32 protein-coding genes are annotated in these 26887 nt (G+C 63.6%); 10 read left to right on the forward strand and 22 right to left on the reverse strand.

Features of this window, described 5'->3' with window-relative positions:
- Nucleotides 1-23 precede the first annotated feature (23 nt).
- The 4 genes from V5279_RS08425 to V5279_RS08440 all read right to left on the reverse strand — a co-directional run bounded on the left by V5279_RS08425 (nt 24) and on the right by V5279_RS08440 (nt 6077).
- Complete coding sequence (locus V5279_RS08425) at nt 24-884, reverse strand: TorF family putative porin (RefSeq protein ID WP_166298906.1); 861 nt, start codon at nt 882-884, stop codon at nt 24-26.
- An 87-nt stretch (nt 885-971) separates the two neighbouring features.
- A complete protein-coding gene (locus V5279_RS08430) occupies nt 972-1553 on the reverse strand; it encodes a VIT1/CCC1 transporter family protein (RefSeq protein ID WP_338696386.1) in 582 nt (193 codons plus the stop codon).
- A gap of 323 nt (nt 1554-1876) precedes the next feature.
- Nucleotides 1877-3514 (reverse strand): calcium-binding protein, encoded by a 1638-nt coding sequence (locus V5279_RS08435; RefSeq protein ID WP_338696388.1) that lies wholly within the window; start codon nt 3512-3514, stop codon nt 1877-1879.
- 427 nt (nt 3515-3941) lie between these two features.
- A complete protein-coding gene (locus V5279_RS08440; protein ID WP_338696390.1) occupies nt 3942-6077 on the reverse strand; it encodes a calcium-binding protein in 2136 nt (711 codons plus the stop codon).
- A 378-nt stretch (nt 6078-6455) separates the two neighbouring features.
- Here V5279_RS08440 and V5279_RS08445 point away from each other — a divergent pair, with 378 nt between their 5' ends.
- Nucleotides 6456-6776 carry a hypothetical protein gene (locus V5279_RS08445; RefSeq protein ID WP_338696392.1) on the forward strand — a complete coding sequence of 107 codons (321 nt, stop codon included), beginning with the start codon at nt 6456-6458 and terminating at the stop codon, nt 6774-6776.
- 223 nt (nt 6777-6999) lie between these two features.
- The gene (locus tag V5279_RS08450) at nt 7000-7344 is read left to right on the forward strand and encodes a hypothetical protein (protein ID WP_338701065.1); all 345 of its coding nucleotides are present in this window, start codon (nt 7000-7002) and stop codon (nt 7342-7344) included.
- Between the two features lie 12 nt (nt 7345-7356).
- Here the strand turns inward: V5279_RS08450 and V5279_RS08455 are convergent, their stop codons facing one another.
- Nucleotides 7357-7491 carry a hypothetical protein gene (locus V5279_RS08455; RefSeq protein WP_256375189.1) on the reverse strand — a complete coding sequence of 45 codons (135 nt, stop codon included), beginning with the start codon at nt 7489-7491 and terminating at the stop codon, nt 7357-7359.
- A gap of 34 nt (nt 7492-7525) precedes the next feature.
- On the opposite strand from V5279_RS08455, the gene V5279_RS08460 reads away from it, so the two are divergent.
- Nucleotides 7526-8206, forward strand: coding sequence for a ParA family protein (locus V5279_RS08460; protein WP_029083498.1), 681 nt, complete (start codon nt 7526-7528; stop codon nt 8204-8206).
- Between the two features lie 185 nt (nt 8207-8391).
- Here the strand turns inward: V5279_RS08460 and V5279_RS08465 are convergent, their stop codons facing one another.
- Together V5279_RS08465 and V5279_RS08470 are read right to left on the reverse strand one after the other, a co-directional pair.
- On the reverse strand, nt 8392-8535 hold the full coding sequence (locus V5279_RS08465; protein WP_165127734.1) for a hypothetical protein: 144 nt from the start codon (nt 8533-8535) through the stop codon (nt 8392-8394).
- A gap of 155 nt (nt 8536-8690) precedes the next feature.
- Nucleotides 8691-8987, reverse strand: coding sequence for a DUF4282 domain-containing protein (locus V5279_RS08470; protein ID WP_029083497.1), 297 nt, complete (start codon nt 8985-8987; stop codon nt 8691-8693).
- 315 nt (nt 8988-9302) lie between these two features.
- Here V5279_RS08470 and V5279_RS08475 point away from each other — a divergent pair, with 315 nt between their 5' ends.
- From V5279_RS08475 to V5279_RS08485, 3 genes are all read left to right on the forward strand, one after another.
- Complete coding sequence (locus V5279_RS08475; protein ID WP_338696397.1) at nt 9303-9761, forward strand: MaoC family dehydratase; 459 nt, start codon at nt 9303-9305, stop codon at nt 9759-9761.
- Nucleotides 9762-9769: 8 nt separating this feature from the next.
- The gene (locus V5279_RS08480; RefSeq protein WP_338696399.1) at nt 9770-10252 is read left to right on the forward strand and encodes a MaoC family dehydratase; all 483 of its coding nucleotides are present in this window, start codon (nt 9770-9772) and stop codon (nt 10250-10252) included.
- A 172-nt stretch (nt 10253-10424) separates the two neighbouring features.
- Nucleotides 10425-10568, forward strand: a complete 144-nt coding sequence (locus V5279_RS08485; RefSeq protein WP_016841369.1) for a hypothetical protein — start codon at nt 10425-10427, stop codon at nt 10566-10568.
- Between the two features lie 144 nt (nt 10569-10712).
- Here V5279_RS08485 and V5279_RS08490 read toward each other — a convergent pair whose 3' ends face one another.
- The 7 genes from V5279_RS08490 to V5279_RS08520 all read right to left on the reverse strand — a co-directional run bounded on the left by V5279_RS08490 (nt 10713) and on the right by V5279_RS08520 (nt 15612).
- The gene (locus V5279_RS08490) at nt 10713-10850 is read right to left on the reverse strand and encodes a hypothetical protein (RefSeq protein ID WP_165127736.1); all 138 of its coding nucleotides are present in this window, start codon (nt 10848-10850) and stop codon (nt 10713-10715) included.
- A gap of 228 nt (nt 10851-11078) precedes the next feature.
- Nucleotides 11079-11498, reverse strand: coding sequence for a hypothetical protein (locus V5279_RS08495; RefSeq protein ID WP_029083494.1), 420 nt, complete (start codon nt 11496-11498; stop codon nt 11079-11081).
- Nucleotides 11499-11652: 154 nt separating this feature from the next.
- On the reverse strand, nt 11653-12606 hold the full coding sequence (locus tag V5279_RS08500; RefSeq protein ID WP_338696403.1) for a hypothetical protein: 954 nt from the start codon (nt 12604-12606) through the stop codon (nt 11653-11655).
- Nucleotides 12607-12891: 285 nt separating this feature from the next.
- On the reverse strand, nt 12892-13326 hold the full coding sequence (locus V5279_RS08505) for a nuclear transport factor 2 family protein (RefSeq protein WP_029083492.1): 435 nt from the start codon (nt 13324-13326) through the stop codon (nt 12892-12894).
- A gap of 448 nt (nt 13327-13774) precedes the next feature.
- Nucleotides 13775-14035, reverse strand: coding sequence for a hypothetical protein (locus tag V5279_RS08510; RefSeq protein ID WP_029083491.1), 261 nt, complete (start codon nt 14033-14035; stop codon nt 13775-13777).
- Between the two features lie 121 nt (nt 14036-14156).
- Entirely contained in the window at nt 14157-14600 is a 444-nt protein-coding gene (locus V5279_RS08515) for a nuclear transport factor 2 family protein (protein ID WP_338696406.1), read from the reverse strand.
- 199 nt (nt 14601-14799) lie between these two features.
- On the reverse strand, nt 14800-15612 hold the full coding sequence (locus V5279_RS08520; protein WP_338696408.1) for a hypothetical protein: 813 nt from the start codon (nt 15610-15612) through the stop codon (nt 14800-14802).
- 144 nt (nt 15613-15756) lie between these two features.
- On the opposite strand from V5279_RS08520, the gene V5279_RS08525 reads away from it, so the two are divergent.
- Nucleotides 15757-15996: a hypothetical protein gene (locus tag V5279_RS08525; RefSeq protein ID WP_338696410.1), complete on the forward strand. Its 240-nt coding sequence runs from the start codon at nt 15757-15759 to the stop codon at nt 15994-15996.
- 101 nt (nt 15997-16097) lie between these two features.
- Nucleotides 16098-16289 (forward strand): hypothetical protein, encoded by a 192-nt coding sequence (locus V5279_RS08530; protein ID WP_338696412.1) that lies wholly within the window; start codon nt 16098-16100, stop codon nt 16287-16289.
- Nucleotides 16290-17238: 949 nt separating this feature from the next.
- On the opposite strand, the gene V5279_RS08535 is transcribed toward V5279_RS08530, so the two are convergent.
- Genes V5279_RS08535 through uvrB form a run of 4 tightly spaced genes read right to left on the reverse strand, consistent with a single transcriptional unit; the run spans nt 17239 to nt 21675 of the window.
- Nucleotides 17239-17520, reverse strand: coding sequence for a hypothetical protein (locus tag V5279_RS08535; RefSeq protein WP_338696414.1), 282 nt, complete (start codon nt 17518-17520; stop codon nt 17239-17241).
- 8 nt (nt 17521-17528) lie between these two features.
- Complete coding sequence (locus tag V5279_RS08540) at nt 17529-18296, reverse strand: DpnI domain-containing protein (protein WP_338696417.1); 768 nt, start codon at nt 18294-18296, stop codon at nt 17529-17531.
- A gap of 45 nt (nt 18297-18341) precedes the next feature.
- On the reverse strand, nt 18342-18758 hold the full coding sequence (locus tag V5279_RS08545) for a pyridoxamine 5'-phosphate oxidase family protein (protein ID WP_338696419.1): 417 nt from the start codon (nt 18756-18758) through the stop codon (nt 18342-18344).
- Between the two features lie 4 nt (nt 18759-18762).
- Nucleotides 18763-21675: an excinuclease ABC subunit UvrB gene (uvrB, locus tag V5279_RS08550; RefSeq protein WP_338696420.1), complete on the reverse strand. Its 2913-nt coding sequence runs from the start codon at nt 21673-21675 to the stop codon at nt 18763-18765.
- A gap of 262 nt (nt 21676-21937) precedes the next feature.
- On the opposite strand from uvrB, the gene V5279_RS08555 reads away from it, so the two are divergent.
- Nucleotides 21938-23128 carry an integrase core domain-containing protein gene (locus V5279_RS08555; RefSeq protein ID WP_166203831.1) on the forward strand — a complete coding sequence of 397 codons (1191 nt, stop codon included), beginning with the start codon at nt 21938-21940 and terminating at the stop codon, nt 23126-23128.
- A 169-nt stretch (nt 23129-23297) separates the two neighbouring features.
- Here V5279_RS08555 and V5279_RS08560 read toward each other — a convergent pair whose 3' ends face one another.
- From V5279_RS08560 to V5279_RS08575, 4 genes are all read right to left on the reverse strand, one after another.
- The gene (locus V5279_RS08560) at nt 23298-23504 is read right to left on the reverse strand and encodes a hypothetical protein (RefSeq protein ID WP_249817996.1); all 207 of its coding nucleotides are present in this window, start codon (nt 23502-23504) and stop codon (nt 23298-23300) included.
- Entirely contained in the window at nt 23501-23737 is a 237-nt protein-coding gene (locus V5279_RS08565) for a hypothetical protein (RefSeq protein WP_166298891.1), read from the reverse strand. Before V5279_RS08565 ends, V5279_RS08560 begins: the two co-directional genes overlap by 4 nt.
- 170 nt (nt 23738-23907) lie before the next feature.
- On the reverse strand, nt 23908-25128 hold the full coding sequence (locus V5279_RS08570) for an NAD(P)-binding domain-containing protein (RefSeq protein ID WP_338696423.1): 1221 nt from the start codon (nt 25126-25128) through the stop codon (nt 23908-23910).
- On the reverse strand, nt 25121-26023 hold the full coding sequence (locus V5279_RS08575) for a LysR substrate-binding domain-containing protein (protein ID WP_338696425.1): 903 nt from the start codon (nt 26021-26023) through the stop codon (nt 25121-25123). The genes V5279_RS08570 and V5279_RS08575 overlap by 8 nt, the downstream gene beginning before the upstream one ends.
- 88 nt (nt 26024-26111) lie before the next feature.
- Here V5279_RS08575 and V5279_RS08580 point away from each other — a divergent pair, with 88 nt between their 5' ends.
- Nucleotides 26112-26873, forward strand: a complete 762-nt coding sequence (locus V5279_RS08580) for a sulfite exporter TauE/SafE family protein (RefSeq protein WP_338696427.1) — start codon at nt 26112-26114, stop codon at nt 26871-26873.
- Nucleotides 26874-26887: the final 14 nt, after the last annotated feature.

The following is a 26887-nucleotide window of genomic DNA, read 5'->3' on the forward strand; positions in this document are numbered from 1 at the left end:
GTGGTAGCCCGCAAACGACGGGACTAGTTGAACGCAAACCAGGCCTTGGCAACGAAGGCCGCGCCGCACCAGTTCGACACCAGGCCGCCCGGGTTGGTGGCGAGATCGACGCGGCCGCCCGGCCGCGCGTTTGGATCGCCCGTGAAGACGAAGCAATTTTCCTTCGACAGATTGGTGTCGTAGTAGCGCAGGTCGAGGTTGAAGGCCTTATGGGTGAAGGTCACACCCGCCTGCCAATTGAGATAGGCAGGTAGCGGGAAGCCGCCGAGTTGCGAACTCTGGTTGCCGAACCAGGAGTAGCCGGCAGCGGTCGTGAATGATACTGCCAGGTCGTTCGGCAGCAAGCGGCCCGGCACGTCGAAGCCAGCCCCGGCCGCCACATATTGACTCCAGGCGCCGGTGTTCGAGACGTTCGGCGAGTAAGCGTAGCCGGCGGCGATGCGGACCTGTTCGCCGATCTTTCGATCGCCGCGGATAACCGCCTCCCAATAATTGATGCCGTTGGTCTCGCCGGGAAGCCGTTCACCGGGGTAGGCGAAATAGGTCACGCCAAGATCAAGATCTATCGTAGCGATCGTCGGGCGGATACCGCCGGCGAAAGTGAGTTCAGCCGCCGGCTGGGTCGGCAGCTTGACGGTGGCGACCGTGGTGCCGGCGTAGAGCGAGCCAAATCTTGCTTCGAAGGCGGCGCCGACCGCAGGCCCATGATCGGACAGCGTGGTCCCTCGATAGATATAGTCGGACGCAGCCCCGGCGCGGGCGCTGAATTCGAACTCGTTCGGAGACGTTGCCTGGTTGGCGCCGGCTGCCGACCAGCCGCGATTGCCAAGGCCGATCGCGCCGCCCGGACTGGGGTTTTCTGTCTGCGCAAGACCCGCGGCCATTGGTGAAAGCCACAACCAGATCAACGCAGCGATCGAGGCACCACTTGCACGCCGAACAGATGCAATGCCCCGCTGCCGCACTGTCGATCATCCTCCAAGAGCCACCGCGACACCTACCAGCGCACTGCCAACCGCCACCATCGCAAGACCCGCCGCCCAAGGCCGCAGCCCGCTACGAACTCCGAACACGTAACCACAGCCGAAAAGCATGACGATGGCAATGGCGTAGGAGATGCGCAGCGCCAATCTGGCGTCACTAACGAACAGGAACGGGATCACCACAGGGAAGGTCGAAAGGAAGCTAAGCAGGCAAAGCCCCAGCGCTCCGGTCCAGTCGCGCTTCGTCAGTCCTCGACAACCCGACGGTTCGGGCGATTGCAGCAGTTTCTGCCGCATCAAATCGATCTGGTCCGGAGGCAACAGCGCCACCAATTCGGGCGACAGCGCGTTGGCGATGACGCGCCGCGCTGTTTCGGGATTCGGTGCCTGCCGTATCGCGCGGAGCGTCAAGAGCTTGTCTCCCCGATCGTTGATGCGAGCCAGCAGATAAAGGCCACCGTCGACAATACCCCACGCCAGATTGCAGCCGAGCGCACCGATCAGCAGTGTTTGAACATTGACGCCGGCTCCCGTCGCGACACCGAGCGAGCAGATGAAGGTGAGCGCCATGATCAGGCCGAACAGGGTTTCCGAGATCCGCTCCATCGGATCAAGGATGCTACCGGCAGGCGTATCTGAAATCTGCGACATCCCAGCCCCGAAATTCGCTCGATAGGCGACTATGCGAGCGAATGCGTCGGTCTGATGTGTTGATCTATCTCAAACATTCTGACACCGGATCAAAATGTCTATCAGAAAATCTTGCTTCTCTCGCCACTCACCAGGAGGCCGGAAAGGCCTTCAAGCCGCGGCGGAATTCGCGCAACCGCGAATTCGAGCGCAATCGTGGTGGTGGTCGGGCCGGTTCGCACGTCGCAATCCCCGCCGCCCCCTCAGCTGAACTTGAACATCCCCGCGCTCAGCTGTCCGGGGGCTTCGCCGATCAGCCACACCGCGTTGCCTGCGGCGTCGGTGATGATGGTGGTGTTGATGCCGGCCGCGTAGAACTCGGCGGCCTGGACGTCCGCGAACGAATGCAGCGACGTGCCTGCGAAATTGACGAAGTCGTTGACGCCGCCGGCGTTGAAGTCCTCGACGACCATCACTTCGGTATCGGACGCCTTGTCGTTGAGGTTGAAGATATCGCTGCCGCCGCCACCCCAGGCGTAGTCGACGCCTCCGCCGCCTGTGATGTTGTCTGCGCCCGAGCCCATCAGGAAGACGTCGACGCTGGTGCCGCCGGTGACGGTGTCCCCGCCGTTCGAGCCATAGACATAGTTCTGGCCGGAGCCGCCATAGATCAGATTGCCGTCGGTCTCGCCCGACGAGATGAAGATGTTCAGGCCGGAGCCGCCATACATCGTGTCGACGCCGGTGCCGCCATAGAAGTAGTTGGTCCCGGCGCCACCGAAGAGATAATCGGCGCCGTCGCCGCCATACATCACGTTGACGTCGCTGGCCGACGTGCCTCCCGCGCCGACCAGCGTGTCGTTGCCGCTGCCGCCGAACAAATAGTTGAAGCCGGTGCCGCCGTAGATCGCGTCATCGCCGTCTTCGCCGAGCAACACGTCGTTGCCGTTGCCGCCGCTCAAGACGTCAGCGTCGGCGCCCGCGTAGACGTAATCGTTGCCGTCACCGCCATCGATGGTATCGAAGCCGGCACCCGCAACGATGATGTCATTGCCCGCGCCGCTCGAGATCAGGTCGTTCAACGTAGTCCCGTACAGCGAGTCCGCGCCGGCTGTGCCGTTCATGGTGTCGTCGGCATAGCCGCGCACGCTGTATCCGAGGTCCTTCAGCACCCCGAGATCCAGCGGCGAGATGGCGTATTGGTAGTCGTCGAAGAAGACGATGCCATTCATCAGATCCAGCGTGAGCGGATCCGCGACTGTCGATGGCGAGGCGGTGAAGTCGGATTGCTGGTTGCCGAAGTGATAGTAATTCTGCGTGGTGCTGTCCGTCGTCAGCGGCACCGGGCCGCCATACGCGGCCTCCGCATGCGAACCGGTAAAATAGGCCAACGTTCCGGACTTCTGGATAAAGGTATCAAAGGTCGATTCATAGGCGCCGGGGAGCTGGCCGCTCTGGCTGTACCAGCCCGTCATACCGAGCCCGTGCATCACCTCGTGCAGGAATACGTCGATGGGGTTGAGCTTATTGTACGGGACTGAGCTGCCCCAACTCAAGCCGTAGTCCAGATCCAGATATTGCAGATAAGCGGTATCGACATTGATGGTGATATCGCTCGTCGTGCCGCTGACGTGTTGTCCCGTCGTCAGCTCGTACTGGCTCGAAGGTTCATAGACGGCCAGGCCATTGCTTGTTCCGACGTAGTAAGACGACGTCGGCCCGCCATCTGCCCGCCCCACGGCGGTGGTCGTGATATTGAGATCGACAACCAGATTCCCGATGCCGCCGACGTACTGTTGCCAGACGCTTAACGCCTGTTGCAGGTCGTAAACCAGGGCCGAATCCGTTGCCGCTCCAGCGCCACCGGCGTCGTTGAGCTGAACAGTATAAGTCCACGCCATCTCATAGTCCCTTTAATCTAATCGCCCGTCTAATCTAATCGCCCGTCGAAAGATGCACTTAAATAGTCTGGCCTTACTGGCGCTTGGTACCATTTTTGATTGATTGTAGGCGAAAAAATTCTCTCAACGCGCGAGACTTTGGGGGTGCCCAGAACGGGCAATCCCCCCTTGAACAAGGGTGACTTTAGCTCACGATCGAGAAGTTCGAGGCCGGGACGATGCTGATCGTGGCGCCGTTCATCTAGACGACAGTGCAGCCATTGAATGCACCACGGAATTGCACCACGCCGCGGGGCGAATCCCGGTCCTGGATCACCCGGACGCCCGGCGCATCGTTGAAGGCGTGATGTGAGGTCATCCGCAATGCGCAGCAACGAACAGCAACATTTGCCCGCAGCCCGTAGATACTTCGTCCTGGCCGAAGCGCTCAGCTGAACTGAAACATGCCCGCGCTCAGCTGTCCCGGCGCGACACCGGTGAGCCAGACCGCATTGCCCGCGGCATCGGTGATGATGGTGGTGTTGGTGCCGGCCACGTAGAATGACGCCGCCTGGACATCCGCGAACGAATGCAGCGAGGTGCCGGCGAAATTGATGAGGTCGTTGACACCGCCGGCATTGAAGTCCTGGATCACCATCACTTCGGGGGTCGAGTCGTTGATGGTGAAGGTATCGCTGCCGAGGCCGCCCCAGGCGTAGTCGACGCCGCCGCCGCCGGTGATGCTGTCCGCGCCCGAGCCCATCAGGAAAACGTCGACATTGGTGCCGCCCGTGACGGTGTCACCGCCGTTCGAGCCATAGACATAGTTCTGGCCCGAGCCGCCATAAATCACATTGCCGTCGGTCTCGCCTGTCGAGATGAAGATGTTGAGGCCGGAGCCGCCATACATCGTGTCGACGCCGGCGCCGCCATAGAAGTAGTTGGTGCCGGCGCCGCCGTAGAGCAGATCGGCGCCATCGTCGCCGTACATCACGTTGACGTCGCTGGGACCGGCGCCTCCCGAACCGACCAGAATATCGTTGCCGTTGCCGCCAAACAGGTAGTTGAAGCCGGTGCCGCCGTAGAGAACGTCGTTGCCGTCTTCGCCCAGCAGCACGTCGAGGCCTGCATCGCCGTACAAAATGTCGTTTCCGGCACCGGCATAGAAATAATCGTTGCCGTCGCCGCCATAGCCGATGTCGTCACCGCCCTGGCCAACAAGAATATCATTGCCGGTGTAACCATACAGCGTGTCCGCACCGGCATGGCCGTAGACCGAGTCATTCGAAATGCTGCCGACCGCGGTCGGTTGCGCGGCTGTCGCGAAAAACGTCGTCGTGTTGCGATCGTCGTAGATCGATTCCTGCAACGTATCGGCAAAGCCGGGCTGGCGCTGGTCCCAGATGATCTGTTCGCGTCCGTCGCCGTACATGCCGATCGCGGCAGCGCCGATCGCGGACGTGTTGGTCGACGTGGTCGTCACCGTGCTGGCATCTGCAAGCGTTCCGGTGCTCGCAATGTGGTAGCGGCTGACCGCGGTCAGGCCAAGGAACGCATCATTGTCGCTATAGGTCACGGTCACGCCGCCGTCGGTCGCCGCGGCTGCGTCGATCGACGTGATGAAATAGCCGGTGCCGACGCCGTCGATCTGGAGGGCCGGTGCGACCGCCGTTCCCGTCGCGTCAAAAATCTGGACGTCGATCACGGGATTGAGGGCGATGATGATCGAATTGGTGTAGTCGCGAACCAGCGCGAAGCCGCCGCCTGAGAGCGCGACGACCTTGTTATAACCGACCGAAGCGCTGGGCCCGGGCGCAGTCGACAGCGTGATCTCCGTCCCGACAGGGACGCCTGCCGAGGTGTAGATCTGTGCTTCGACATTGGCGCCGCTGATCCAGCTGACCAGGATGTTGCCATTGGTGAGCGTCGTCGCCGAAGGGGTGGTCTGACTCCCTGCGGTCGTCGTGTTGACGGTGAATTGGGTGCCGACCTTGTTTCCGGCGGCATCGAACAGCTGCGCGCTGATGCCCGAGCCGGCGCCGTCGCCGCCGACGCCGCCCGGTCCAGAGGAAACAGCGTCTTGCCAGACGGCAAGGAATCCGCCGCCTGCCACGGCCGTGATCGTTGCGTTGGTTTCGTTGCCCGCGGTGGTATTGAGTTTGATTTCCGCTCCTAGGGTACCGTCGGGCGCGACAATCCTCGCGAACACATCGGTCCGCAGCGTGCCCGCGTTGTAGGATCCGAACGTGTAGGAAACGGCGACCGATCCATTGGAAAGCGTGGTCACGTCGGGCGTCGAAACGACCGAGCCGATCAGGGTCGGGCTGACAGCACTGCTGGCGATCGTGATCGGGGTCCCGCTGGTATTGCCGAGCGGATCGACCCGCTGCAGCACGACGGATTGGTACATGAGGTCCGGGAAGTTGGCATAGCCACCTTGCAGGTAGACCATCGCCATCTGGTCGTTGCCGATGGCGGCCAGCGCGGTTGAACCCAGGCCATTGGTGCCGTTGTCGACGCCGTTGGCTGGAGGGTTGGGCTGCACGCTCGCGATGAGCACCGGGGGCCGCCAAACGTTACCCATGACTCATTCCTCCAGCTAGGCACGGTCGATGCGATCAAAAATGGGGTCGCAATTTCTTGCCGTGCAGTGAGACCCGCCGGCCTTCAAATTCACCAGCGGGATGATTTCGAACATGCTTGAACACTGTTTGCAACGGGACGCGCAATATCCAGGGTAGTTTTGGTCCCGATGAGCGACCATGGGTCGCACCAACTTTCGAATGACGATTGCTCTCGGCGACGACGAAACTGCCGATGGTGGAGGTGAGGCATCCTCGTGCGGTGCAGCAACTGTTCCGGCCGTGTCATCTCGCCCGCTTGCGATTCAATGTGTGTTCACCCACTATCGGTGAAACGACGCCTTAAACGACGCCTTTATGACACCTTTGGGGGGACGCGCATGGGGACCGCCGGTGCAAGGAGTTTTTCGTTTGCGTTGATGCTCGGGCTTGCAGCGCTGCTGCTGCCGGACCGGGGCGAGGCTTACACACCCGACCAGCAGCAGGCCTGTACGCCTGACGCGTTTCGGCATTGCGGGCCGGAGATTCCCGATGTCGATCGCATCACCGCCTGCATGATCAGGAACAAGGCGCAGCTTTCGCCGGCCTGCCGCGCATTCTTCCGCGCCGGTCCCGAGGCGCGCGAGCGCGTGGAGCGACGGCCTGTTGCCGCCAAGCGCAAGGTCACGAAGTCGCGCAAGGCGAAGAAGCCGGTCAACTGACCCGGTTCCCATCCTGCGTACGGTCAATTTCCTTGCTTGACGCGTTTTCTTCACGCGAACCGGCGTCCATCCCGCATCACGTGCGGGGCAGGCTCCGTTCGAAAACGCTATGGATTACGTGGCGGCCATTTCAAGGCCGCGATGCGCGACAGACTGACGCCTTGTGACGCTGTCACGCAGCATCATCTGTGGGGCTGTGTTCATTGCAGACTCCGTTTCCGCGATGGGCGAAACGGGTGGAGTGGGACGGGTGAGCGAATACTACAAGCAAGAGATCGATCGGCACTTCGCCTGGTTCGAGGCCAAGCTTCCGCGTGGCCCCTCGCGCTTCGTCGCGTGGCTGCGCAAGCCGTCGTCGCGCTATGTGCGGATTCCGTTGGCGTTCCTTTTGATCATCGGCGGCATCTTCAGCTTCCTGCCGGTGCTTGGACTCTGGATGCTGCCGCTCGGACTCCTTTTGTTCGCACAGGATGTGCCGTTGCTGCAGAAACCCACAGCGCAATTGCTCGGCTGGATCGAGCGCAAATGGACAGAGCGCGAGCGGGCCAAAGCTGCCGAAAAACGCTAGCGATGAGTCAAATCAAGCGCTTAGCGCTTCCATTTGCAGTTGTGTCATAGATGAAGTGTGACTCAAAAAGCAGAATGCACCGGTAATCTTGGCCACTTTGCGGATTGCAAGAAGTTTCTTCTTTCGCGAATCAGCGCGCTGATTCATTTTCGCCTCCTGGGGTCAATCTGGAGGCCAAGGTATGAACGTGATTGTTTTCGCTTCGCGTAAGGGGGGCTCGGGGAAAAGTACCCTGGCTGCTCACCTCGCCGCGCAAGTGCACAAGGCAACGAAGCCATGTCTGCTGATCGACGCCGATCCGCAGGGCTCGCTGACTCTCTGGCACAAGCTGCGCGGCACCAACGAGCCCGCGATCAAGACGGCGGTGAATTCGGTCGCCGGGATCATCGCTCAGGCCAAGCGTGACGGCATCGAGTGGGTGTTCATCGATACGCCGCCGAATCTCTCGGCCGTGGTCGACGACTCCATCAAGAACGCCACGATGGTGATCATTCCGGCGCGGCCCGGCGTGTTCGACGTCAACGCGGTGCAGGAAACGATCCAGACCTGCCGCTCGATGCGCAAGCCCTACGCCGTCGTGATCAACGGCGCGCCCGCGCAGCGTGACAACGCCGAAAGCCGGATCGTCGCGATCGCGCGCGAGGCGCTGGCGAAATTCCGCGCTCCGGTGTGGAGCGGCCAGATCACCAACCGCGCCGACCTTCTGATGGCGCTCGGCCAGGGTGAAGGCGCCCGCGAATATTATGCGGAAGGCCGCGCCGCCGCCGAGGTCACTCGGCTGTGGGCCGCGATCGAACGCTCGATCAAGGCGATCCGCGGCACGGCGTCGGCCTCCGGCGCGATGCACAAGCAGGCGGCGTAACAACGCCGCTTCCGTTCGAACTGGAAGAACGCGCGGCTCTCGCGCGTTTTTTGCGCGATCATGCTTGAACAGTGAGATGTCATTCCGGGGCGATGCGTGAGCATCGAACCCGGAATCTCGAGATTCCCCGATGCGCAATTGCGCATCTGAGGTTCATGCTTCGCATGCCCCGGAATGACAGGGCGCTACGCCACCATCAGCAGATAGAATACGATCACCGGCGCCAGGGTCAGGATCACCGACCAGATGCCGACAGCCCATAAAATATCCTCGGTCGTAAAGCCCGGCTCGGCAGCCGGCCTCACGGCAAAACCATTCCTCGAATTCACGACGCCCCCGCGTTGGTCTTAAGCGCAATGCAGAGGCTGATACGCGAGCGGCTTTAAAATCCCGGTCGGAAATTCGCGGGCATTTTCGCGCTTGTGCTACTTCGGATTAACCAAGGCTCGCCCGGCAGGCCGCGTCGGGCCGGAGGCGTTGCGCCTCAGTGCATCGCTCCGTCCCGGTCGCGGATCGCGCCGAGATGCTCGTTGATCCGGAACACGATCAGGATGAATTCGGCGGCGATGCGCGAGAACACGATGCCGACGAACATGCTGGCGATCGACGCGAGCAGCTGGATGAAGCCGACGAACGGGCTGATCGCCATCGCGGTGAGGCTCCACAGGATGCCGGAGATCCCGAACAGCACGATGACCGCGATCACGAGCCAGTAGAACGTCTTGATGATCGTGGGCGTGATGAAGCGGTCCCACTGAAACAGATCCTGGAAATCGAACATCGTGGTTCTCCCGGCCGCCGAAATATGATTCGCATCGCATCCTACTGCGTCATCCCCGGCGTTAGCACTTCATCCCCGCCGCCTGCGGGGAAGCGTCCATCAGGACGAGGCCTTTGGCCGGACCAACGGTTCGGGACGGCGCCACAGCGCCGGCCGCACCATCGGGATCGATACCGCAGAAGCCCAGTCTGTCCCGCCAAAGGCGAGCCCCGGACCGGGCGCCGGCAGTCCAGGGGCGAGCTATGCGAGTGGGTCGGTTGTGATTGCCGCAAATAACGGCCACAATCGGGCTTCCTTCCGGCATATCCTCACCCCATGACCACACTGACCTTCGAAGACTTCAAGCCCGGCCATTTCGGTACCTTCGGCCCGCGCCATGTGTCGCGCGAGGAAATCCTTAGCTTCGCCACCGAATTCGACCCGCAGCCGATGCATCTCGACGAGGAGGCGGCGAAGAAGTCCATGCTCCGCGGCCTGTCGGGCTCAGGCTGGCATCTCGGCTCGCTGATGATGCGGATGCTGTTCGACGGCTTCATCGGCCGCACCGCCTCGCTCGGCTCGCCCGGGGTCAACGAGATGCGCTGGGTGGCGCCGTTGCGTCCGGGCGACGATTTGACGCTGGATGTCGACGTGGTCGAGGCGCGCGTCTCGAAGAGCCGGCCCGAGACCGGCATCGTCACCTTCAAGGGCACGATCCGCAACGCGAGCGGCGAGATGCTGTGCGAGATGGAGTCGCCGATCATCGTCAGCCGCCGTGACGCTGCGAGCGCATAGGAGAGGTCATGCGCTTTTTTGAAGACATCGAGATCGGCGCGCGCCGCGAGTTCGGTTCATTCACCTTCACGCCTGAAGACATCAAGCGCTTTGCCGCGCAGTTCGATCCGCAGCGCTTCCATCTCGACGAGGAGGCGGGGCGCAACTCGCTGTTCGGCGGGCTTGCTGCGTCGGGCTGGCATGTCGCCAGCGTCTGCATGAAGCTGCTGGTCGCCGACGGCAAGCGGCTCGCCGCGGAAGCTGCCGCGCGCGGCGAGACGGTCGCGGTCTGGGGACCCTCGCCGGGCTTCCGCGAGCTGCGCTGGATCCGTCCGGTGCTGGCAGGCGACACCATCAGCTTCACCAACCAGATCGAGACCAAGCGCACCTCCGAGAAGCGGCCCGAATGGGGCATCCTTCAGGCGCGCAATACCGGCGTCAATCAGCGCAATGAGGTGGTGTTCTCGTTCCTGGCGACCGCCTTCGTGCCGCGGCGCAATCCCGGTTCCTGATGTTGCCCGCACGCCTCTGATGTTGCACGGACGCCATGGTTAGCAGATTACTTCTGCTGGCCGACGCAGTTGTGCATTGCCTGGAACTCATTTTTTGCTAACGCATTCTGAACCTTTGTCCCTGCCTTATGGTTTGAGGGCACGAACTCCTGACAAGACTTTGGGGATGACAATGGCAGATCGCAGCGCGCTGAAACTCGTCGGCATTATCTTCGCGACGGTCACGGTTGTGGTGATGCTGGCGACCGGAATGGTCGTGAAGGGCTTCGCCGACGGCAATTATTCCTTCGAGACCACCGCGAGCATCGATCGCTGATTCAGCGTCCATAGCCCTCGGCGCTCAGGGAGCGCCCGGTGGCCGAGTTTACTTTTTCAATGTGATCTATCGGCAGGCTGCATCACACTTCCCCGGATCAAGCTCAGCTTCTCGTCGAGCGCATTCCAGTCACGCGAAGCGCTTTTAGCGATTCCAGATCAGCACCATCACGACGGTCGCGGCCGCCAACAGTCCGATAAACCGGATCATGATCGTGCCAATGCCTTGCCGCGGCTGGCGCAGCGGAATCGGATCGGCGTTATCCGGCCGGACGCTCTGCATGAATTGTCTCCAAATGGGCGCCCCACCAGGCGCGGTCCGGACGTCTGCTCCGGATTGGACGCGGGCTCGGCATCTAAAGTTCAAATCAAGTTCTGCAAGAATTGACGTCGCGGAATTTACACCGCGCTGAATAACGAACCGTTCTGCGTTGATATCAGGGCATGAAATACGAAGCCGCCGCCTCCGGTTCGGGGGGCGGCGGCTTTCAGTCTTGACGACTGGTCCGGATCAGCTGTTGCGCAGGCCGTCGGCGGCGCGCTTCCACTGCGAGACGTTGTCGGCGATCATGCGCGTCGACTTCATCGCGGCCTGGCTGAGCTGGGCATAGCCGGAGATCTCGCGCTGGACGCGCTGGCCCTCGGCGTGCAGCAAATCGCGCAGGCTCTCGAGCTCGCCGATCAGCTTCTCGATCTCGGCGAGCGAGGTGCCGGCGACGCGCTGGATCAGCGAGTTGACGTTGTTGACGGTGGCATCGGTGTTCGGATCGGTCGGCGCGGTCTCCGGGCTCGCCACCGGGCGGCGCAGATAGGCGATGTCGTTGCGGACGAAGTCGCGGATGCCGGCTTCGACCTCCGAGACCGCGGCGAGGTTGGTGTCGACCTCGGAAGTCTCCGTTTCGGCTTCCTCGGTACGGTTGGTGGCGTTCATCGGCTTTCCCCTGGTTCGCAATAGCGAAGCGCGGCTTGTCCCCCGCACGACGAATTGATGAAGTTACGGACCTATCAGTGCCGCCGAATTTGACCGCATCTGGGCCAAGTTGGGGCAATGCCTGATCATTAGCGCGACAGGGCTAACAGATCGTTCACCACGTTCGCTTGTAGCCGGCGCTGATGCTCTTGCTGGTCGTGCCCTGGGAGGTCTCGCCGACCGAGCCGGAGACGGTGACGCCGTCGAACAGCTTCTGCTCGGCGCCGATCCGGCGCAGCCATTTGTCGTCGGAGGTCGACTGCGTCTGACCTGCGGTGATGCTGGTGCCGGAGTCGTTCACGGAGAGGGTTGCCGACTGATCGGTGTCGTAGCTGCGCGACGGGTGGCTGGCGATGCCGGGCACCGGGACCACGCCCTGCTGGATGACGTTGTAGCCGTTTTGCAGCGTCAGCGAATACTGCTCCGACAGCGGCACCGACTTGCTCAGGGAGGTGCCGATCTTGCTCTGGTCCGCGCCCGGATCGACCCGTGCCTCGACCGAGGTCTTGTCCCAGATCGAAGCCACGCCGCCCGCCGAGATCGACGCCCAGGCCGAGCCGCCGGATTGCGGCAGGCTGCCGCCATTGGCGAGCCGTTCCGACAATTGCTCCGATGTCGTCATCGTGCCCTGTTTGGCGACCGTCATGTCGGCGCCGATGCGGGTGTCGAGGAACGGCGAGACCGACTGCTTGACCGACACCGCCGACGAGCCGTTGCCGTTGCGGTTGGTGGACCAGGACGGATCGTTGGCGGCGACGCTGCCGCGCTTGGCCGCGTTCTTCGGCGCCAGCGCGGGCAGGCTGGTGGAGTCGGTGTCGAGCTGGCTCCAGTCGAGCTTGCTCTCGTCGATGTCCTTCAGGATGTCGGCGTCATTGGCATCGGCCGCCGGCGGTGCCTCGTCGGCCGCAGCCCCGGCGTCGGCCGCAGCGCCATCTTGAACGTTATCCTGGGCCGGGGGAGTGATCTGCAAGGGCGGGCTCTGCGCGGCGGCCGCAAGCGCCATCGCCATGCTGAAGCCGGCCGCCGCTACCGGCAGCCGCGCCCAGCCAAATCGTGATGTAGAGGTCATTCCCAGCCCGCAATTCCAGAGCCGCAGTATGCGGTTTTCGTGGTGCGAAATTGTGGCAACGGGCCGCTGGAGGCAAGTGAGAGCGGCGTGATCGCAAGTGACTGCCAATGTGACCGCCAATGTGATCGTCATGTCCGGGACGAGCGCGAGCGCGCCCACAAGGCGTCCCCGTGCGGCCGGTTCGGGGCTGGCAAAACCGGCCGCGTGCCGCCCGGAGCGCCGAACGCGAAGGCGCGCTTCGCGCTTGAGCCCGGACATGACGAAGGCGTGAAGCCGGGGGCGGCGTTAGACCGCGATCCGGGGCAGGTGGATCGGATAGCCGACGGTCTGCTCGACCAGGTCGAAACTGTCGACCAGGACGCGGAAGCTCGTGAGCTTGCCGGCCTTGAACTGCGCAAAATGCGCGATCCGGAGCGAGATCGGCTTGTTGGAGTCCAGGGCCGTCAGCGAATAGCGCAGCATCGAAGCCGCCGTATCCGCTCCCAGCATGATGGACTCCCGGTCGAAGCGGTGAACCCTGAGGTTCTCACCGATCTGCTTGATCACCTCGAGGACCGCGGCCTTGCCGCGGCGCGAGCCGAAGAAGGAAAACAGGTCGATCGGCCCATAGATGGCCCATTCGACCTCGTCATCGAGCAGCGGCTCGACGTCTGCAAGCTGGCGTTCGTTGATCGCGCGATGCAACGCGCGCGAAAAACGCCAGAGGCTGTGCTCTGTCATTTTGATCTGGTCCTGGAAACTGGAGTTTCAAAGCAAACGAATGGCAGGAGGTCAGCGCCGACGCCCGCCAGGTTGCTGCACATCGCTATTGCTGCCTGAAATAGTCCGGAAGGGCGAAAACGCAAATGACATTTTTGCAATGCACAATTGCGCGGAATTTTACCGGAATGTGACCGCCGCCTGCTGGCGCATCAGGCGGGCCAGTGAGGGACGCACCGGCGGCAGGGTTCCCTCCCCCCTTGCGGGAGAGGGTTAGGGAGAGGGGTGGCCACTCGGCAATCTCTCTCAAATTGCATCTCAACGATGCGGGGCTGGAATTGCAACATCGACGCTGACGTCGACCGTCTCGCCCGGGACTCACCCCTCTCCCCAACCCTCCCCCGCAAGGGGGGAGGGAGCCTGACGTGCGTGCTCACCTTACGTAACGAGTGAGATTCGCTTTCGCAATTCAGCGGTCGCGCTGCCGCACCGGCTGCCGCTCGATCACGATCTCGGCGTCGCGGATCGCGACCACCGCGAACAGCAGCGCGCCGCCGACACCGCCGATCGCGGCGCCGAGCGGCATGAAGGTGAAGAACACCAGCGTTCCGCTGTCGATGCCCGAGGTTCGGGCCAGTCCGATCCAGCTGAGCCCGGCGCCGATGCCGAGCGCGGCGCCGCCAAGGGCGCCCAGTGCAAGACCAAGCACAGCGAGCAATGCGATTTTCATGGTGATTTCAGCCCCGACCGCAACAAGCCCAGTGATAGGTCTTTGCCGGGCCTTCGAGGTTCAACGCCGGCGTGCAAAATTGCGTGCCTGACGGCGCCGGGATCTTCTCTGGCTTTCGGGACTACTCCGCGTTCTGGCCGAGCAGCGCCGCGGCGAGATCGCGCTCCAGCACCTGCTGGATCAGGTCGTAGGTGTCGATGATCTCGCGGATCTCGATGATCTTGCCGTCGCGCAGCGTGTAGAACACGGCGACGTCGAACTGCACCACGCGCCGGTTGTGGCGCTTGCGGAAGAACACGCGCAGCTGCGCCGCCACCCGGTCACCCTGGGCCACCACGATCGGCGCCTCGTAGCGCATCTCGGAATAGCGCTCGTGGATCGTGGTCCACATCTGGCGCAGCGCGGGCTTGCCGCGGTGCTGGCCCATATGCGGCAGGATGTCGATCGGCGCATTGGCGAGAAAGGCGACGTCGTCGCTGCAGTGCTCGAGCGCGCCCTCGATGCCGCCGGCATAATAGACGTCGAGGAAGTTCAGGATACGTTGCCGGTTCAAATCCTCGCCCATGATCGACTCCGCCGGTTCCATCCGACTCGCCCTCGGCTCACATTGTGAACCGAAGCGTTCCACAATCAACCACATGTTTGACGCGCGAAACGCGATTAGGTTCGGCAACTTGCGCGTGCATTGTGGCGCAAATCCATGCGGGGCGCCGCGCCGCTCCCGGCGGCCGTTATGGCGCGGCATCTCATCCGACGGCGTGGCTTTAATCCGACGGCGCGGCCTTGCCGGTCACGAGGTCGATGATGAACCGCTTCTTCTTCTCATAGCCTTCCGGCACGAAGGCCTCGCCGGGCAGCAGGTCGTGGTACAGCTCCTTCGGCTTCGGAAAGCCCTCGCCGCAGGCGGTGCGGATGGTCTCGTCGTCGGCATAGTCGACGTCGACTGCCACGGTGTTCTGGCGCGGGCCGGCGGCGAGGTTGGAGAGGCCGAAATATTTCGGCCCTTCGTTGCACATCACGACGTTGGAGCCATAGGCGCTGACCGCATCCTCGGCCCTCATCAAAAAGTCGGGCGCAATCTCGATGCGCTTGCCGGACTTTTGGGAAAACGCCAACCGCGCCACGGCGCTTTCGAGGATGCCCTGGCCCATGTGACCGACCGCGCAGATCAGCGCATCCTGCCGCTCGTCCTTAGGCGTCACGATGCAGTCATGGCCCTGCGCGCCGGGCAGGAAGCGGATGAAGCGGGCCGTCTTGCCGCCCTGCTCGAACAACGCGACGCCGCCGAAATCGGTCGCGTGTGGCTCGCACTCGCTTTCATAGTTGACGACAAGCAGCGCATGATCAGCGAGGAAGCGTCCGGCATAGCGCTCCTCGGTCAGCTTGACGTCGCAGGCTCGGCCTTCGCCGTGCGGATAGGATGTTGCCCGCGTGCAGGCCGATCCCTTGATGTTGGCGGCCGCGCAGAATGTCGAAAGCAGGGCGCGGTCCTTGTCCTGTGCGCGGGCGGGGCTCGCGATGAGGAGGATCGCCGCGCAAAGTGCCGGCGCGAGGAGGGCAATCTTCGATTTACGCATGTTTCTGAAACGCGATGTCCGCAATGCGGTGGCATTTAGAGCATGATCCGGAGGAATCCGCAGCGCTTTTTCTGTAGAGACGGGGGCGGGAACCGGCGGGGCCGCTTCGCCGTTGATGCGGCAGCATTGCATTGGAGCCACATCATGAAATCGATCGTTCTCGCGTCCGTCATTGCCGCCACTGCGCTTGCCGCCACGTCGCCCGCCGACGCCAAGGGCTGCATCAAGGGCGCGGTCGTCGGTGGTGTCGCCGGCCACTATGCCGGCCATCACGGCGTACTCGGCGCCGCCGCCGGCTGCCTCTACGGCCGCCATCACGCCAAGGAGCAAGCACGTCAGCAACAGCAGCGCCAGGCGCAGCCCTCGCAGCAGGAGAAGCTGTAGAGCACGATCCGTTGTGAAGCCGCGTTTCCGGAACGTGAAGTTACGTTCCGGGAACGCCGCCCGCATCGGCGGCGTTGTCTCGTTGCGTAACGGAGACGATGATGACGAAACCAAAGACTGGAAACATCCAGCCCGTTCCCGCCGACAACCAGAGCCACAAGGGCCCGGGCAGCGCCCCCGGCGTTCCCCTCGACACCACCAAGGGCCATCGCGACGACGAGAAGCACAACATCCGCGAGCAGGCCGCGCACGGCAATCTGATCCAGAACACCAGCAACAGGCGGTCGGGGTAGAGCATAGCCGCGCGACACCCTCCGCTGTCGTCCTGGCGAAGGCCAGGACCCATAACCACCGCATTTGGTGATGAGCGGGATCGTGGCCCCAGTGTCGCGCAGCAATCGAGATTTGGGGTAATGGGTCCTGGCTTTCGCCAGGACGACGATGAGATTCCGATTTACATGTCAAACAGCTTGTACGGTGTCATCACCCGCGAAAGCGGGTGATCCAGTATTCCAGAGACGCCGGTGCTTGAGCCGAATGGCCGCGGCGTACTGGATCGCCCGGTCAAGCCGGGCGATGACAGATGTGGTGGGGACGCGCCTTCGCATTCTCGCGACACGAATTGCCCGAGCTTTGCTCTTCGTCTCACCCTCTCTTGCAGAGGGCGCAGGGAAAGCCGGGTGCCGATCGCACCCATGGGCCCCGAGCAATGGGTAGAAAGCTCGGGGGTAGGACCACAGGTGAACCGGAAACAACCCGGCTTTCCCTGCGCGATGGCTTACGGCTTACTTCGTGCTCTCCCCGGCGAGACTTGGCTTGTTTGTCACCGCCTTCACAAAACGCAATTGCGTCTTACAAGGGGACACCTGCCACTAGGGCGTCGGGACCACACGACTTCACCGTCCGCTTTGCGTACTCTCGTCAGCACCACGCTCGGCGTCCACCGCATCCCACACCGCGTTCGTGACGACCGCGAAGCGCCCCTCGATCGGGTGAGACGGGAGCATTGAACATCTGAGTTGGGTCAGGTGTCAAGTTAAATTCTGAAAAGCCGAACAATTCAGCGAGGATTGACGGCGGCGTAGCTCGTAGGAGGGTAGAGCCCAGCGAAACCCATCAAGCTGCTGACCTATGGCGGCGCGCCGAGCACGTACTTCTGGTGCTGGAAGGCGAGCCGCCCAAGGGGATGTCAGCTATCATCCGGCGTTCCACGTGAACTGAGCACGCGAGACGTTCCCACACCTAAGTAGAATCAGTCGATGCCAGAAACTCTTCCGCTTGCGCACGTGTCGGAAACCGACCCAGTTCGCGATAATCCGGACCAAGCTCGGCTGAGGCCGGTGACCGAATAGCGACGAATTCATCACCTTCTTGCGCGACAAGTTCGGTCAAGTCTTCGCTGTTGAACGGTGACATATGCCGCGCGCCGCAATGCGGGCAATCGTCGTCGCAAGTGCAAGACCACTCGTCAGTCCAGATTTTCTTGCAGCGCGCGCATCGATAGAAGTTCAGAAACCAGGCCATGGTTGCCCTCACGATTTCAGTCGGTAATTGCCTCGCGACAGGAACTCGATGAATCCGCGATCACGCAAATACTGGAGTTGTTGGCGTATCTTCGGCCGGACATTCTGGTTGCCCGGATACAGATCGCCGAGATGACGCTCGAAGGCGTAGACTTCGTCAAGCGCAAAGTCGCGCTTACCCAGCGACTCCACGCATTTCATGACGTCGAGAAGCCAGCCGCGCGATTCCAGCGACTCGCTTCTCAGAAACAGCGTCTTCTGCCATTCGGCAAGAACCAGCTCCTTGTCACGTATGACGCCGTTTCGGACGATATGGATTTTTCCCGACTCCGGGACCTTTCCGAGCAGGATATTGGACCCGATCCAGCCAGCGCGCCTAGCGGTCGCCTTGAGCGGCTTCCGCTCTTCGATAATGTCTCGTACGAAGAAGTGTTTCGGGACGATCAACAGATCGACGACCGCGAGCGTCTTCAGGTCGTAATTCATCAACAGAAGATTCGGATTGTTGCTTGCCGCGAGACGCTCGCACTTCGTCTTGTATGCGCCATCAGCGACACTCGGGCCAAACCTTCGCTTCTGGCTCTTGAGTTCGAACTCCTCGCTGCACGATCCGCATAGGAAGTCGGCCAGCGGACTGTTATTGGGAAACTGCGACATCTTTGCATTGCCGCAGTGCGGACAATATGCCCAAGTCTTGACCCAGGCCTCCGTCCAGGTACGGGCGCGTTGCGAGCCGCTGGTGTAAGAGGTTTGTGATTCTTCGAAGCCGAGTTTCATGGGGGTAGCGTAGCGCAACCGAACTAAATTTCTAGCGCCACGTATCTACCCTAATTCGACCTCCTCGATCCGCGCTGGCACCGCACCAAAATCGCTAAATCGCACCCACGTCGGCCGCACCCGTACGTATCCGATATTCGGCCACGTCTCGCGCTCTGGCCCATCGGGCCACGCTGCGAAATAGACCTGCTTGCACGCATCGAGCTCCGCGCCGGTTGGAAAATCAGCTACGCCTTCAACCTGCGCGGTCTGCTCGGCGTCCCAGCCGATCACCAGCGCGGCACGAGGATCGGCGAGCAGGTTCTGGTATTTGCGCGAGGTGGTCAGGGTGTCGAAGATGATCTCGAGGTCGTCGCTGACGGCGATGCCGACGACGGCCGCCTGCGGCGCGCCATTGTTAACGGTGCTGACGACCGCGAGCCGGTGTTTCCTCAGGAATGTGAGAATCTCGGCGCGCGTCATGGCTCTACCGCTTCTTCCACCCACCCCGCTTCCCCGGGGCACCTCCGCTGCTCCGCGGCGCCGGCCCGAACTCCGGCCCCGACTGCCGCGAGTCGGTCGGCTGGATGATCCGGCTCGTCGTGCCGAACGGTTTTGCCGGCAGCGCGCCGCTCGGGCGGAAGGGCAGTGATTCCGGGCCGTGCATCTCGTCCAGATCGGGCTTGTGCACCCGTGAGCCGGACTTGCCGCCGCGGCTTGCCTTGATCGAGGTCTGCGCGGTCTTGTTCTTCAGCGCGGCCACCGGCAGGTTGGCGGCGTCGCCGTATTTCCTGGTGCCGGCATAGGCGCCGGCCTGCTTCTGCACGTTGCGCTGCTTGGCGGTGGGGTCGTCGACCACGGCCATCTCGGTGGCGCGCAGCCGCTTGACCTCGTCGCGCAGGCGGGCGGCTTCCTCGAAGTTCAGATCGGCGGCGGCCTCGCGCATCCTGGTTTCGAGGTCGCTCAGCACGGCCTCGAAATTGTGCCCGATCGAGATCACGTCGTCGGCCATGCCGCCGTCGCCGATCTCGACCAGCACGTGGTCGCGCTCGTAGACCGAGTTGAGGATGTCGCCGATCGACTTCTTGACGCTCTCCGGCGTGATGCCGTGGGCCTCGTTGTACTCGACCTGCTTCTCGCGGCGGCGGTTGGTTTCGGCGATGGCGCGCTCCATCGAGCCGGTCATCTGGTCGGCATAGAGGATCACCTTGCCGTCGACGTTGCGCGCGGCGCGGCCGATGGTCTGGATCAGCGAGGTCTCGCTGCGCAAAAAACCTTCCTTGTCGGCGTCGAGGATCGCGACCAGCGCGCATTCGGGGATATCGAGGCCCTCGCGCAGCAGGTTGATGCCGACCAGCGCGTCGAAGGCGCCGAGGCGGAGGTCCCGGATGATCTCGATGCGCTCGATGGTGTCGATATCCGAGTGCATGTAGCGGACGCGGATGCCCTGCTCATGCAGATATTCGGTGAGGTCCTCCGCCATGCGTTTTGTCAGCACCGTGATCAGCGAGCGATAGCCGGCCTGCGCGGTGGCGCGGACCTCGCCGACGAGGTCGTCGACCTGGGTGCGCGCAGGGCGAATATTGACGGGAGGATCAATCAGGCCGGTCGGGCGGATCACCTGCTCGACGAACACGCCGCCTGACTCGTTGAGCTCCCAGCCGCTCGGCGTCGCCGACACCGCAACCGACTGCGGCCGCATCATGTCCCATTCCTCGAAGCGGAGCGGGCGGTTGTCCATGCAGGAGGGCAGGCGGAAGCCGTATTCGGCCAAGGTCGCCTTGCGGCGGAAGTCGCCGCGGAACATGCCGCCGATCTGCGGCACAGTGACGTGGCTCTCGTCGGCGAACACCAGCGCGTTGTCGGGCACGTATTCGAACAGCGTCGGCGGCGGCTCGCCGGGAAGCCGCCCGGTGAGGTAGCGCGAATAGTTCTCGATGCCGGCGCAGCTTCCGGTCGCTTCCATCATCTCGAGATCGAACGTGGTGCGCTGCTCGAGCCGCTGCGCTTCCAGCAGGCGGCCCTGGTCGTTGAGCTGGTCGAGCCGCATCTTCAACTCGCTCTTGATCGACTTGATCGCCTGCACCAGCGTCGGGCGCGGCGTCACATAGTGCGAGTTGGCGTAGATCTTGATGAATTCGAGCTCGTCCTGCTTGTGGCCGGTGAGCGGATCGAACTCCTCGATATTCTCCACGGTGTCGCCGAACAGGTTCACGCGCCAAGCGCGGTCCTCATAGTGCGCCGGGAAGATGTCGATGACGTCGCCGCGGACGCGGAAGGTGCCGCGGGTGAACTCGGCCTGGGTGCGCTTGTATTGCAGCGCCACGAGATCGGCGATCAACTGCCGCTGGTCGATGCGCTCGCCCTTCTTCAGCGCGAACGTCATCGCGGTGTAGGTCTCGACCGAGCCGATACCGTAGATGCAGGAGACAGAAGCGACGATGATGACGTCGTCGCGCTCGAGCAGCGCACGCGTCGCCGAGTGGCGCATGCGGTCGATCTGCTCGTTGATCGAGGAATCCTTTTCGATGTAGGTGTCGGTGCGCGGAACGTAGGCTTCCGGCTGGTAGTAGTCGTAATAGCTGACGAAATACTCGACCGCGTTATCGGGGAAGAAGCTCTTGAACTCGCCATAGAGCTGGGCGGCCAGCGTCTTGTTGGGCGCGAGGATGATGGCGGGGCGCTGCGTCGCCTCGATCACCTTGGCCATGGTGTAGGTCTTGCCCGAGCCGGTGACGCCGAGCAGCACCTGGGTGCGGTCGTTACGCTCAATGCCTTCGACCAGCTCCGCGATCGCGGTCGGCTGGTCGCCCCTCGGCTCGTAGGACGACTTGATCTCGAAGCGCACGCCGCCTTCGGATTTCTCCGGGCGCGGCGGGCGGTGCGGGGTCCATACCCGCGTCGAGCCGTCGTCCTTGCGGAATTCCGGACGGCCGTCGCGGATCAAATTCTCCAGCGCGTCGGCGGTGGCCTTGACGCCGAGCGCCTCCATCTTGCTGCGCGGCGGCCGCGCCAGAGCCTCGTCGTCATCCTCGGCGGTCGGCAGCCCAAGCTGCCGCGCCAGCTCCGGATCGAGGGTCGGGATGGTGGCCGAGGTGCCGTAATTGGCCTGCGGGGCCTCGCCGAGGCCTGTCGTATCGCGCCTCGCCACGTCTTCGCCGGTCTCGCGCGTCGAGGCCCGCGCGCGATGCGCGGCGGCCTCGCCGCCGGCGCGGCGGTCCCAGGAATTGTCCGGCGGCGGCTGCAGGCCGGTGCCCGAACCCATGCCGGCATCGCCGCGGTTGATCGCGGGATTGAGCAGCTCAGCCAGCGCCGGCCCGATCGGTTGGACGTCGGGCCGGTGCGCCTTGGATTTGGGGGATTTGCCGGGCTTTTTCGGAGTGTTTGGTGTCTTCGCCATACGCCGAATATGGGACGAGTCCGGCAGCGAGAAAAGGGCAAAGGGGGCTTGGATTGGCGTGTTGGCGAGGCTGCTGACAGCAGGGTGTCAGCAGAGCTTCGGTCCGTGATGCCGCCGCATCGGAACTCGGCTCCCTCTCCCGCAAGCGGGGGAGGGCTGGGGTGGGGGCTCTCTCCACGGTACAGACCGGATAGATACCCGACAGTTTAGACCGGCATGATTGCCGACAGGTTTCTAGAAGCATCGGCGGGAGGGCCCGACGATGCCGTTCAGAGAGACCAGTCGGATGGAAGAGCGTATCCGGATGCTTATGGAGTACGAGAGCGGGAACTGGAGCGTGTCGGAGTTGTGCCGCCGTCACGGTATCTGCCGCGACACGTTTTACGCATGGCGCCAGCGGAAGCAGAGCGGCGATCCGGAGTGGTTCAGGGACCGTTCGCACGCGCCGCAGCAATGCCGACAAACGACCGATGCGGCGATTGCAGAGAAGGTGATCGCGGCTCGGCAGCGCTTTCCCTATCTGGGACCGCGCAAGCTGCTCGCCCTGCTTGACCGCCAGGCGCCGGAGATCGATTGGCCGGCGGCGTCGACGATTGGGAGCATTCTCAAGCGCGCGGGGCTGATCTCGCCGGTGAAGCGCCGCCGCCGTCCGCTCGACCAGCGGCGTCCCTGCACGCCGGTGCAGGAGCCGAACGACGAGTGGAGCGTGGACTTCAAGGGTTGGTTCCGCACCCGCGACCAGTGCCGGATTGATCCGTTGACGGTGGCTGACAGCCACAGTCGCTTCCTGATCGAACTGCAGATCGTCGCACCGACGACCGAGGGCGTCCGCCCCCGCTTCGAGAGGGCTTTCCGCGAGCATGGCCTGCCGCGGGCAATCCGCTGCGACAATGGTTCGCCGTTCGGCTCGCGCGGCGCCGGCGGTCTCACCACATTGTCGGTCTGGTGGCTGAAGCTCGGCATTACGCCGCACTTCATCCGTCCGGCCTCGCCGCAGGAGAACGGTCGCCATGAGCGCATGCATCGCACCTTGAAGGCGCAAACATCGAGCCCACCGGCAGATAATGCGTCCGAGCAACAGGCCCGCTTTGACGCCTTCCGAGAGCATTACAATAAGGAACGTCCTCACGAAGCGCTGGGCCAACGGCCGCCGGAGGACGCCTATCGAGCATCTCAACGCACCATGCCGGATCGCGAGCAAGACCCCTGGTATGACGCCGATCACCAGGCCCGCCGTGTTCGCGGCAATGGGGAGATTAAATGGAAAGGCAAGTTCGTCTTTATCGGTCAGGCGCTGGTGAACGAACTTGTCGGCATCGCCGAACTCGATACCGGTGACCACGTCGTCCGCTTCTGCGACCTCGACGTCGGTCTCATCGACCGCCGCGGCCTGTTCACCCGGTTCGCTCCGCCTCGTGAGGGGCTGCGCGAACCGGGCGAACAGACCGCTTAACCCAAACTGTCGGGGATCATGCCGGTCCAAAATGTCGGGAATCATGCCGGTTGAACACACGAGTCGCGTTGTGGAGAGAGCCCCCACCCGGATCGCATCTTTCGATGCGATCCGACCTCCCCCGCAAGCGGGAGAGGTGCACGGTGTGCGTGGTGAGAGTTGGTGGGCCTCAGGCCCGCGGCCGGTCGACGATGTCGAGATGGATGCCGCCGCAGCCGTCGCAACGCATGGTCCAGTAGTCGGCGGCGCGGCCGGGAATGACCCGCAGCAGCGACAGCGGCGCGGCGCATTCCGGGCAGCTGGTTCTGACCTGCGCCGGCCAGACCGGATCCGGCTCGCATTGCGGGACGACGGCGACCACCACGTTACCGGTCACGCCGATACCTCGGCCACCGGCAGTGTCATGCCAGACCGCTGTGGGAACCGGTCGATAGTTTTCTTCGCGTCGGCGATCGCCGCATCCGGATCGGACCACGCAAAGCCGATGTCGAGCATCGGAAACAGAATGCCATCGATGACGACCGGCCTTTGATCGATCCGTTGAATCCTGGCGTGCCATTGCCCCTTCCCCACCTCAAACGACTTGATCTCAAAACCGCTGTAAATCATTGCGCGACCTCGGGATGCCCTGCTCAAGGGAAACACGGGCGCGCGGGGGTAAATGTGAAGCAGATCACAAGCCGCCGGGTTTATTTGTGCGGAGCAATGGAACCCGGACTCCAGCTTTCGTTTTGACGTTTTCTTCGCGCGAACCGATACCCACTTCGCTCGAAAATGCTCTAGCCGCGGGCGGCGATGTGATCGGCGAGATCGGCGGCATCGTCGCCGACGCCGGACAGGAACGAGGATTTCATCCGCGACAACCATTGCAGGCCGAGGAAATAGAGGCCGGGCACGTCGGAGACGCCGTGGCGGTGTCGCGGTGTTCCGTTGGCATCCAGCACCGGTATATCGATCCAGTTCAGATCGAGGCCGTAGCCGGTGGCCCAGATCACGGCGGTGATGCCCTCAGTGCGCAGGTCGAGCTCGCGCAGCGGCGCAGTGAGGCAGGCCGGGTCGGGCAGGCGGGCGCGGGCGGCGGGATCAGGCGGGCAATCGAGCCCGCGCGCGGCGATGAAGTCGTCGACCATGGCGAGGAACGTCGCGTAATACGCATCACCATTGCCGATGTTCTCGGCAAGGTCGGGCGCGATCGTGATGACGCCGCCGCGAGTGGCGCTGACGCGGCCAAGCAGGGTGATGCCTTCGGCCGCGAAGCGGCGGAAGTCGACGGTATGGCCGCCATGGGCGCCCGAGATCACCGGCAGCAGGCGCGACGGGCCGCGTTCCTCGACCGGCCGCTGGTCGATGCCCATCTCGGCGAGCCACCAGATCAGGTCGCGGCCGCGATAGCGGCGCGGCAGCCGGCTGTGCTGTCCGACCGACAGCAGCACGCGGCGGCCGGCGCGCGCGAGCTCCTCGGCGATCTGCGCGCCGGAGGCACCGGCCCCGATCACCAGCACGGCGCCGTCGGGCAATTGCGTGGGATTTTTGTAACCGCTGGCGTGAACCTGGAAGATGTCAGCGTCGCGCAGGATGTCCGGCCGCAGCGGCCGCTGGTAGGGGCCGGTGGCGACGACGACGTTTCGTGCGGTGACGCGTCCGTCCGTGGTCTCGGCGATGAAGCCGCCGCTGTCGTTACCGCGCAGCCGCGTCACCGCGACGCCGCAGCGGATCGGCGGCGCGACGAAGGCAGCGTAAGCCTCGATGAAGTCGACGATCGCTTCTGCCGGCGAGAAGCCGTCGGCATCGCTATGCGGAAACGCAAACTCCGGCAGCCGCACCGACCAGTTCGGAAACTGAAACATCAATCCGTCCCAGCGTTCGCTGCGCCAGCGCTCGGCGATGCGCTGCCGCTCCAGCACCAGATGCGCGATGCCGCGCTGCTTCAGGTGGTGGCTCATGGTGAGCCCGGCCTGGCCGCCGCCGATCACCAGCGTATCGATCGTCTCGTCAGGCACTGCGCGTCCCCTTGCGGCGGGCGGCGGGCTCCGCCGCGGCGCGGATGATCCAGCGTCGGAACGCGGCGAAATCGCGCTGCTCGGCGTGGAAGCCGCGATAGACCAGATACCAGCGCATCCCCTTCGGCACGCTGAGCGCGAACGGCGCCACCAGCCGGCCGGCGGCGAGATCGTCATCGATGTAGGGCCGGATCCCCATTGCGATGCCGAGCCCGTCGACCGCGGCCTGCAGCGCCTGGCCGTAGAACTGGAATTCCGGTCCGCGCGCATTCACCCGCGATACGCCGGCGGCCTTCAGCCAGGACGGCCAGTCGTCGGGCGAATGCGCGACGCGGATCAGGCTCGGCCCCTTGAGGTCGGCGGGGCGCTTCAAGCTGTTGGCGAGCCGCGCGGTGCACACCGGCATCAGGTCGGCGGCGAACAGCGGCTCGGCGACGAGGCCCGGCCACTGGCCGTCGCCAAGCTGGATGCCGCAGCTCCAGTCGTCACCAAACGGCGCCGCCATGCCGCCGGTGGTGATCCGCACCTCGATGTCGGGCTCTTCTTTGCGGAATTCGGCGAGGTGCGGGATCATCCATTTCATCGCGAATGTCGGGCCGACGCCGACGGTCAAGACGCGCGCGCTGGCGGACGCCGTGACCTGCGCGGTGAGGCTCGCCAGCGCGTCGAAGATCGGCGTCAGCCCGCCTTGATAGGCGCGGCCGGCCGGTGTGGTGACCAGGCGGTTCGCCTTGCGCTCGAACAGCGCGACGCCGAGCCGCTCTTCCAGGAGGTGCACCATCCGGCTGATCGCAGCCGCCGAGACGTTGAGCTCGTGGCCGGCGGCCGCGAAGCTGCCGGTCCGCGCCGCGGCTTCGAACGCCTTGATGCCGTTGAGAAAGAGCAGCCGCCGCATGAACCCTCAGGAAAACTGATGCAACGGCAAGATAACTCAGTTTGCGGGAGTTGGCCAAGCGCGGCAGAAATATTGGCGGAGATACAGCATGAGCCCCCTCCTGATCGCAGCACTCGGTGCCCTCATGGTCGCGACGGCGTTCCTGTCGGGACTGTTCGGCATGGCCGGCGGGCTGATCCTGATCGGCGTGCTGCTGGCGATCCTGCCGCTGCCGTCGGCGATGGTGCTGCATGCGATCACCCAGATGGCTTCCAACGGCTGGCGCGCCTTGCTGTGGCGGCGGCACATCCGCTGGCGGCCGGTCGCGGTCTACCTGATCGGCTGCGCGCTGGCGCTTGGGCTGTGGTCGATCACCCGCTACGTGCCGGACAAGCCGGTCGCGCTGCTCCTGCTCGGCGTCACGCCGTTCCTGGCGCGGCTGGTGCCGAAGGGCATCAAGCCGAATCCGGACAGCCTCTGGCAGGGCACCTTCTACGGCTCGGTCTGCATGGGGTTGATGCTGATGACCGGCGTCTCGGGTCCTTTGATGGACACCTTCTTCCTCGGCGGCAATTTCGGCCGGCGCGAGACGGTGGCGACCAAAGCGACCTGCCAGGTCGCGAGCCATTTCACCAAGCTGATCTATTTCGGCGGCATCATCGACCAGGCGGCGTCGCTCGATCCGGTGCTGGCGCTGGTTGCGGTCGCGGCATCGATGCTCGGCACCTCGCTGGCGCGGCGGATCCTGGAGGCGATGAGCGATCAGCAGTTTCGCAGCTGGGCCAACCGCCTGATCACGACGGTGGCGAGCTACTACATCCTTTACGGCGGCTGGCTGATGTTCGCGGGCAATAGCGCCGTCGCGCAGTAGCAACGGGAGACGTC

Source organism: Bradyrhizobium sp. 26S5, assembly GCF_036923295.1.
Taxonomy (GTDB): Bacteria; Pseudomonadota; Alphaproteobacteria; order Rhizobiales; family Xanthobacteraceae; genus Bradyrhizobium; species Bradyrhizobium septentrionale.

Coding starts and splice junctions, on each gene's coding strand:
- V5279_RS08430 (WP_338696386.1), bottom strand. CDS start 1,553: ATGGCGCTCACCTTCATCTGCTCGCTCGGTGTCGCGACGGGAGCCGGC.
- V5279_RS08580 (WP_338696427.1), top strand. CDS start 26,112: ATGAGCCCCCTCCTGATCGCAGCACTCGGTGCCCTCATGGTCGCGACG.
- V5279_RS08515 (WP_338696406.1), bottom strand. CDS start 14,600: ATGGGCGAGGATTTGAACCGGCAACGTATCCTGAACTTCCTCGACGTC.
- V5279_RS08485 (WP_016841369.1), top strand. CDS start 10,425: ATGGCAGATCGCAGCGCGCTGAAACTCGTCGGCATTATCTTCGCGACG.
- V5279_RS08540 (WP_338696417.1), bottom strand. CDS start 18,296: ATGAAACTCGGCTTCGAAGAATCACAAACCTCTTACACCAGCGGCTCG.
- V5279_RS08505 (WP_029083492.1), bottom strand. CDS start 13,326: ATGACAGAGCACAGCCTCTGGCGTTTTTCGCGCGCGTTGCATCGCGCG.
- V5279_RS08455 (WP_256375189.1), bottom strand. CDS start 7,491: ATGAATCAGCGCGCTGATTCGCGAAAGAAGAAACTTCTTGCAATCCGC.
- V5279_RS08450 (WP_338701065.1), top strand. CDS start 7,000: ATGGGCGAAACGGGTGGAGTGGGACGGGTGAGCGAATACTACAAGCAA.
- uvrB (WP_338696420.1), bottom strand. CDS start 21,675: ATGGCGAAGACACCAAACACTCCGAAAAAGCCCGGCAAATCCCCCAAA.
- V5279_RS08445 (WP_338696392.1), top strand. CDS start 6,456: ATGGGGACCGCCGGTGCAAGGAGTTTTTCGTTTGCGTTGATGCTCGGG.
- V5279_RS08525 (WP_338696410.1), top strand. CDS start 15,757: ATGAAATCGATCGTTCTCGCGTCCGTCATTGCCGCCACTGCGCTTGCC.
- V5279_RS08500 (WP_338696403.1), bottom strand. CDS start 12,606: ATGACCTCTACATCACGATTTGGCTGGGCGCGGCTGCCGGTAGCGGCG.
- V5279_RS08565 (WP_166298891.1), bottom strand. CDS start 23,737: ATGATTTACAGCGGTTTTGAGATCAAGTCGTTTGAGGTGGGGAAGGGG.
- V5279_RS08460 (WP_029083498.1), top strand. CDS start 7,526: ATGAACGTGATTGTTTTCGCTTCGCGTAAGGGGGGCTCGGGGAAAAGT.
- V5279_RS08490 (WP_165127736.1), bottom strand. CDS start 10,850: ATGCAGAGCGTCCGGCCGGATAACGCCGATCCGATTCCGCTGCGCCAG.
- V5279_RS08425 (WP_166298906.1), bottom strand. CDS start 884: ATGGCCGCGGGTCTTGCGCAGACAGAAAACCCCAGTCCGGGCGGCGCG.
- V5279_RS08530 (WP_338696412.1), top strand. CDS start 16,098: ATGACGAAACCAAAGACTGGAAACATCCAGCCCGTTCCCGCCGACAAC.
- V5279_RS08470 (WP_029083497.1), bottom strand. CDS start 8,987: ATGTTCGATTTCCAGGATCTGTTTCAGTGGGACCGCTTCATCACGCCC.
- V5279_RS08520 (WP_338696408.1), bottom strand. CDS start 15,612: ATGCGTAAATCGAAGATTGCCCTCCTCGCGCCGGCACTTTGCGCGGCG.
- V5279_RS08575 (WP_338696425.1), bottom strand. CDS start 26,023: ATGCGGCGGCTGCTCTTTCTCAACGGCATCAAGGCGTTCGAAGCCGCG.
- V5279_RS08495 (WP_029083494.1), bottom strand. CDS start 11,498: ATGAACGCCACCAACCGTACCGAGGAAGCCGAAACGGAGACTTCCGAG.
- V5279_RS08435 (WP_338696388.1), bottom strand. CDS start 3,514: ATGGCGTGGACTTATACTGTTCAGCTCAACGACGCCGGTGGCGCTGGA.
- V5279_RS08510 (WP_029083491.1), bottom strand. CDS start 14,035: ATGAAAATCGCATTGCTCGCTGTGCTTGGTCTTGCACTGGGCGCCCTT.
- V5279_RS08440 (WP_338696390.1), bottom strand. CDS start 6,077: ATGGGTAACGTTTGGCGGCCCCCGGTGCTCATCGCGAGCGTGCAGCCC.
- V5279_RS08480 (WP_338696399.1), top strand. CDS start 9,770: ATGCGCTTTTTTGAAGACATCGAGATCGGCGCGCGCCGCGAGTTCGGT.
- V5279_RS08475 (WP_338696397.1), top strand. CDS start 9,303: ATGACCACACTGACCTTCGAAGACTTCAAGCCCGGCCATTTCGGTACC.
- V5279_RS08555 (WP_166203831.1), top strand. CDS start 21,938: ATGCCGTTCAGAGAGACCAGTCGGATGGAAGAGCGTATCCGGATGCTT.
- V5279_RS08535 (WP_338696414.1), bottom strand. CDS start 17,520: ATGGCCTGGTTTCTGAACTTCTATCGATGCGCGCGCTGCAAGAAAATC.
- V5279_RS08545 (WP_338696419.1), bottom strand. CDS start 18,758: ATGACGCGCGCCGAGATTCTCACATTCCTGAGGAAACACCGGCTCGCG.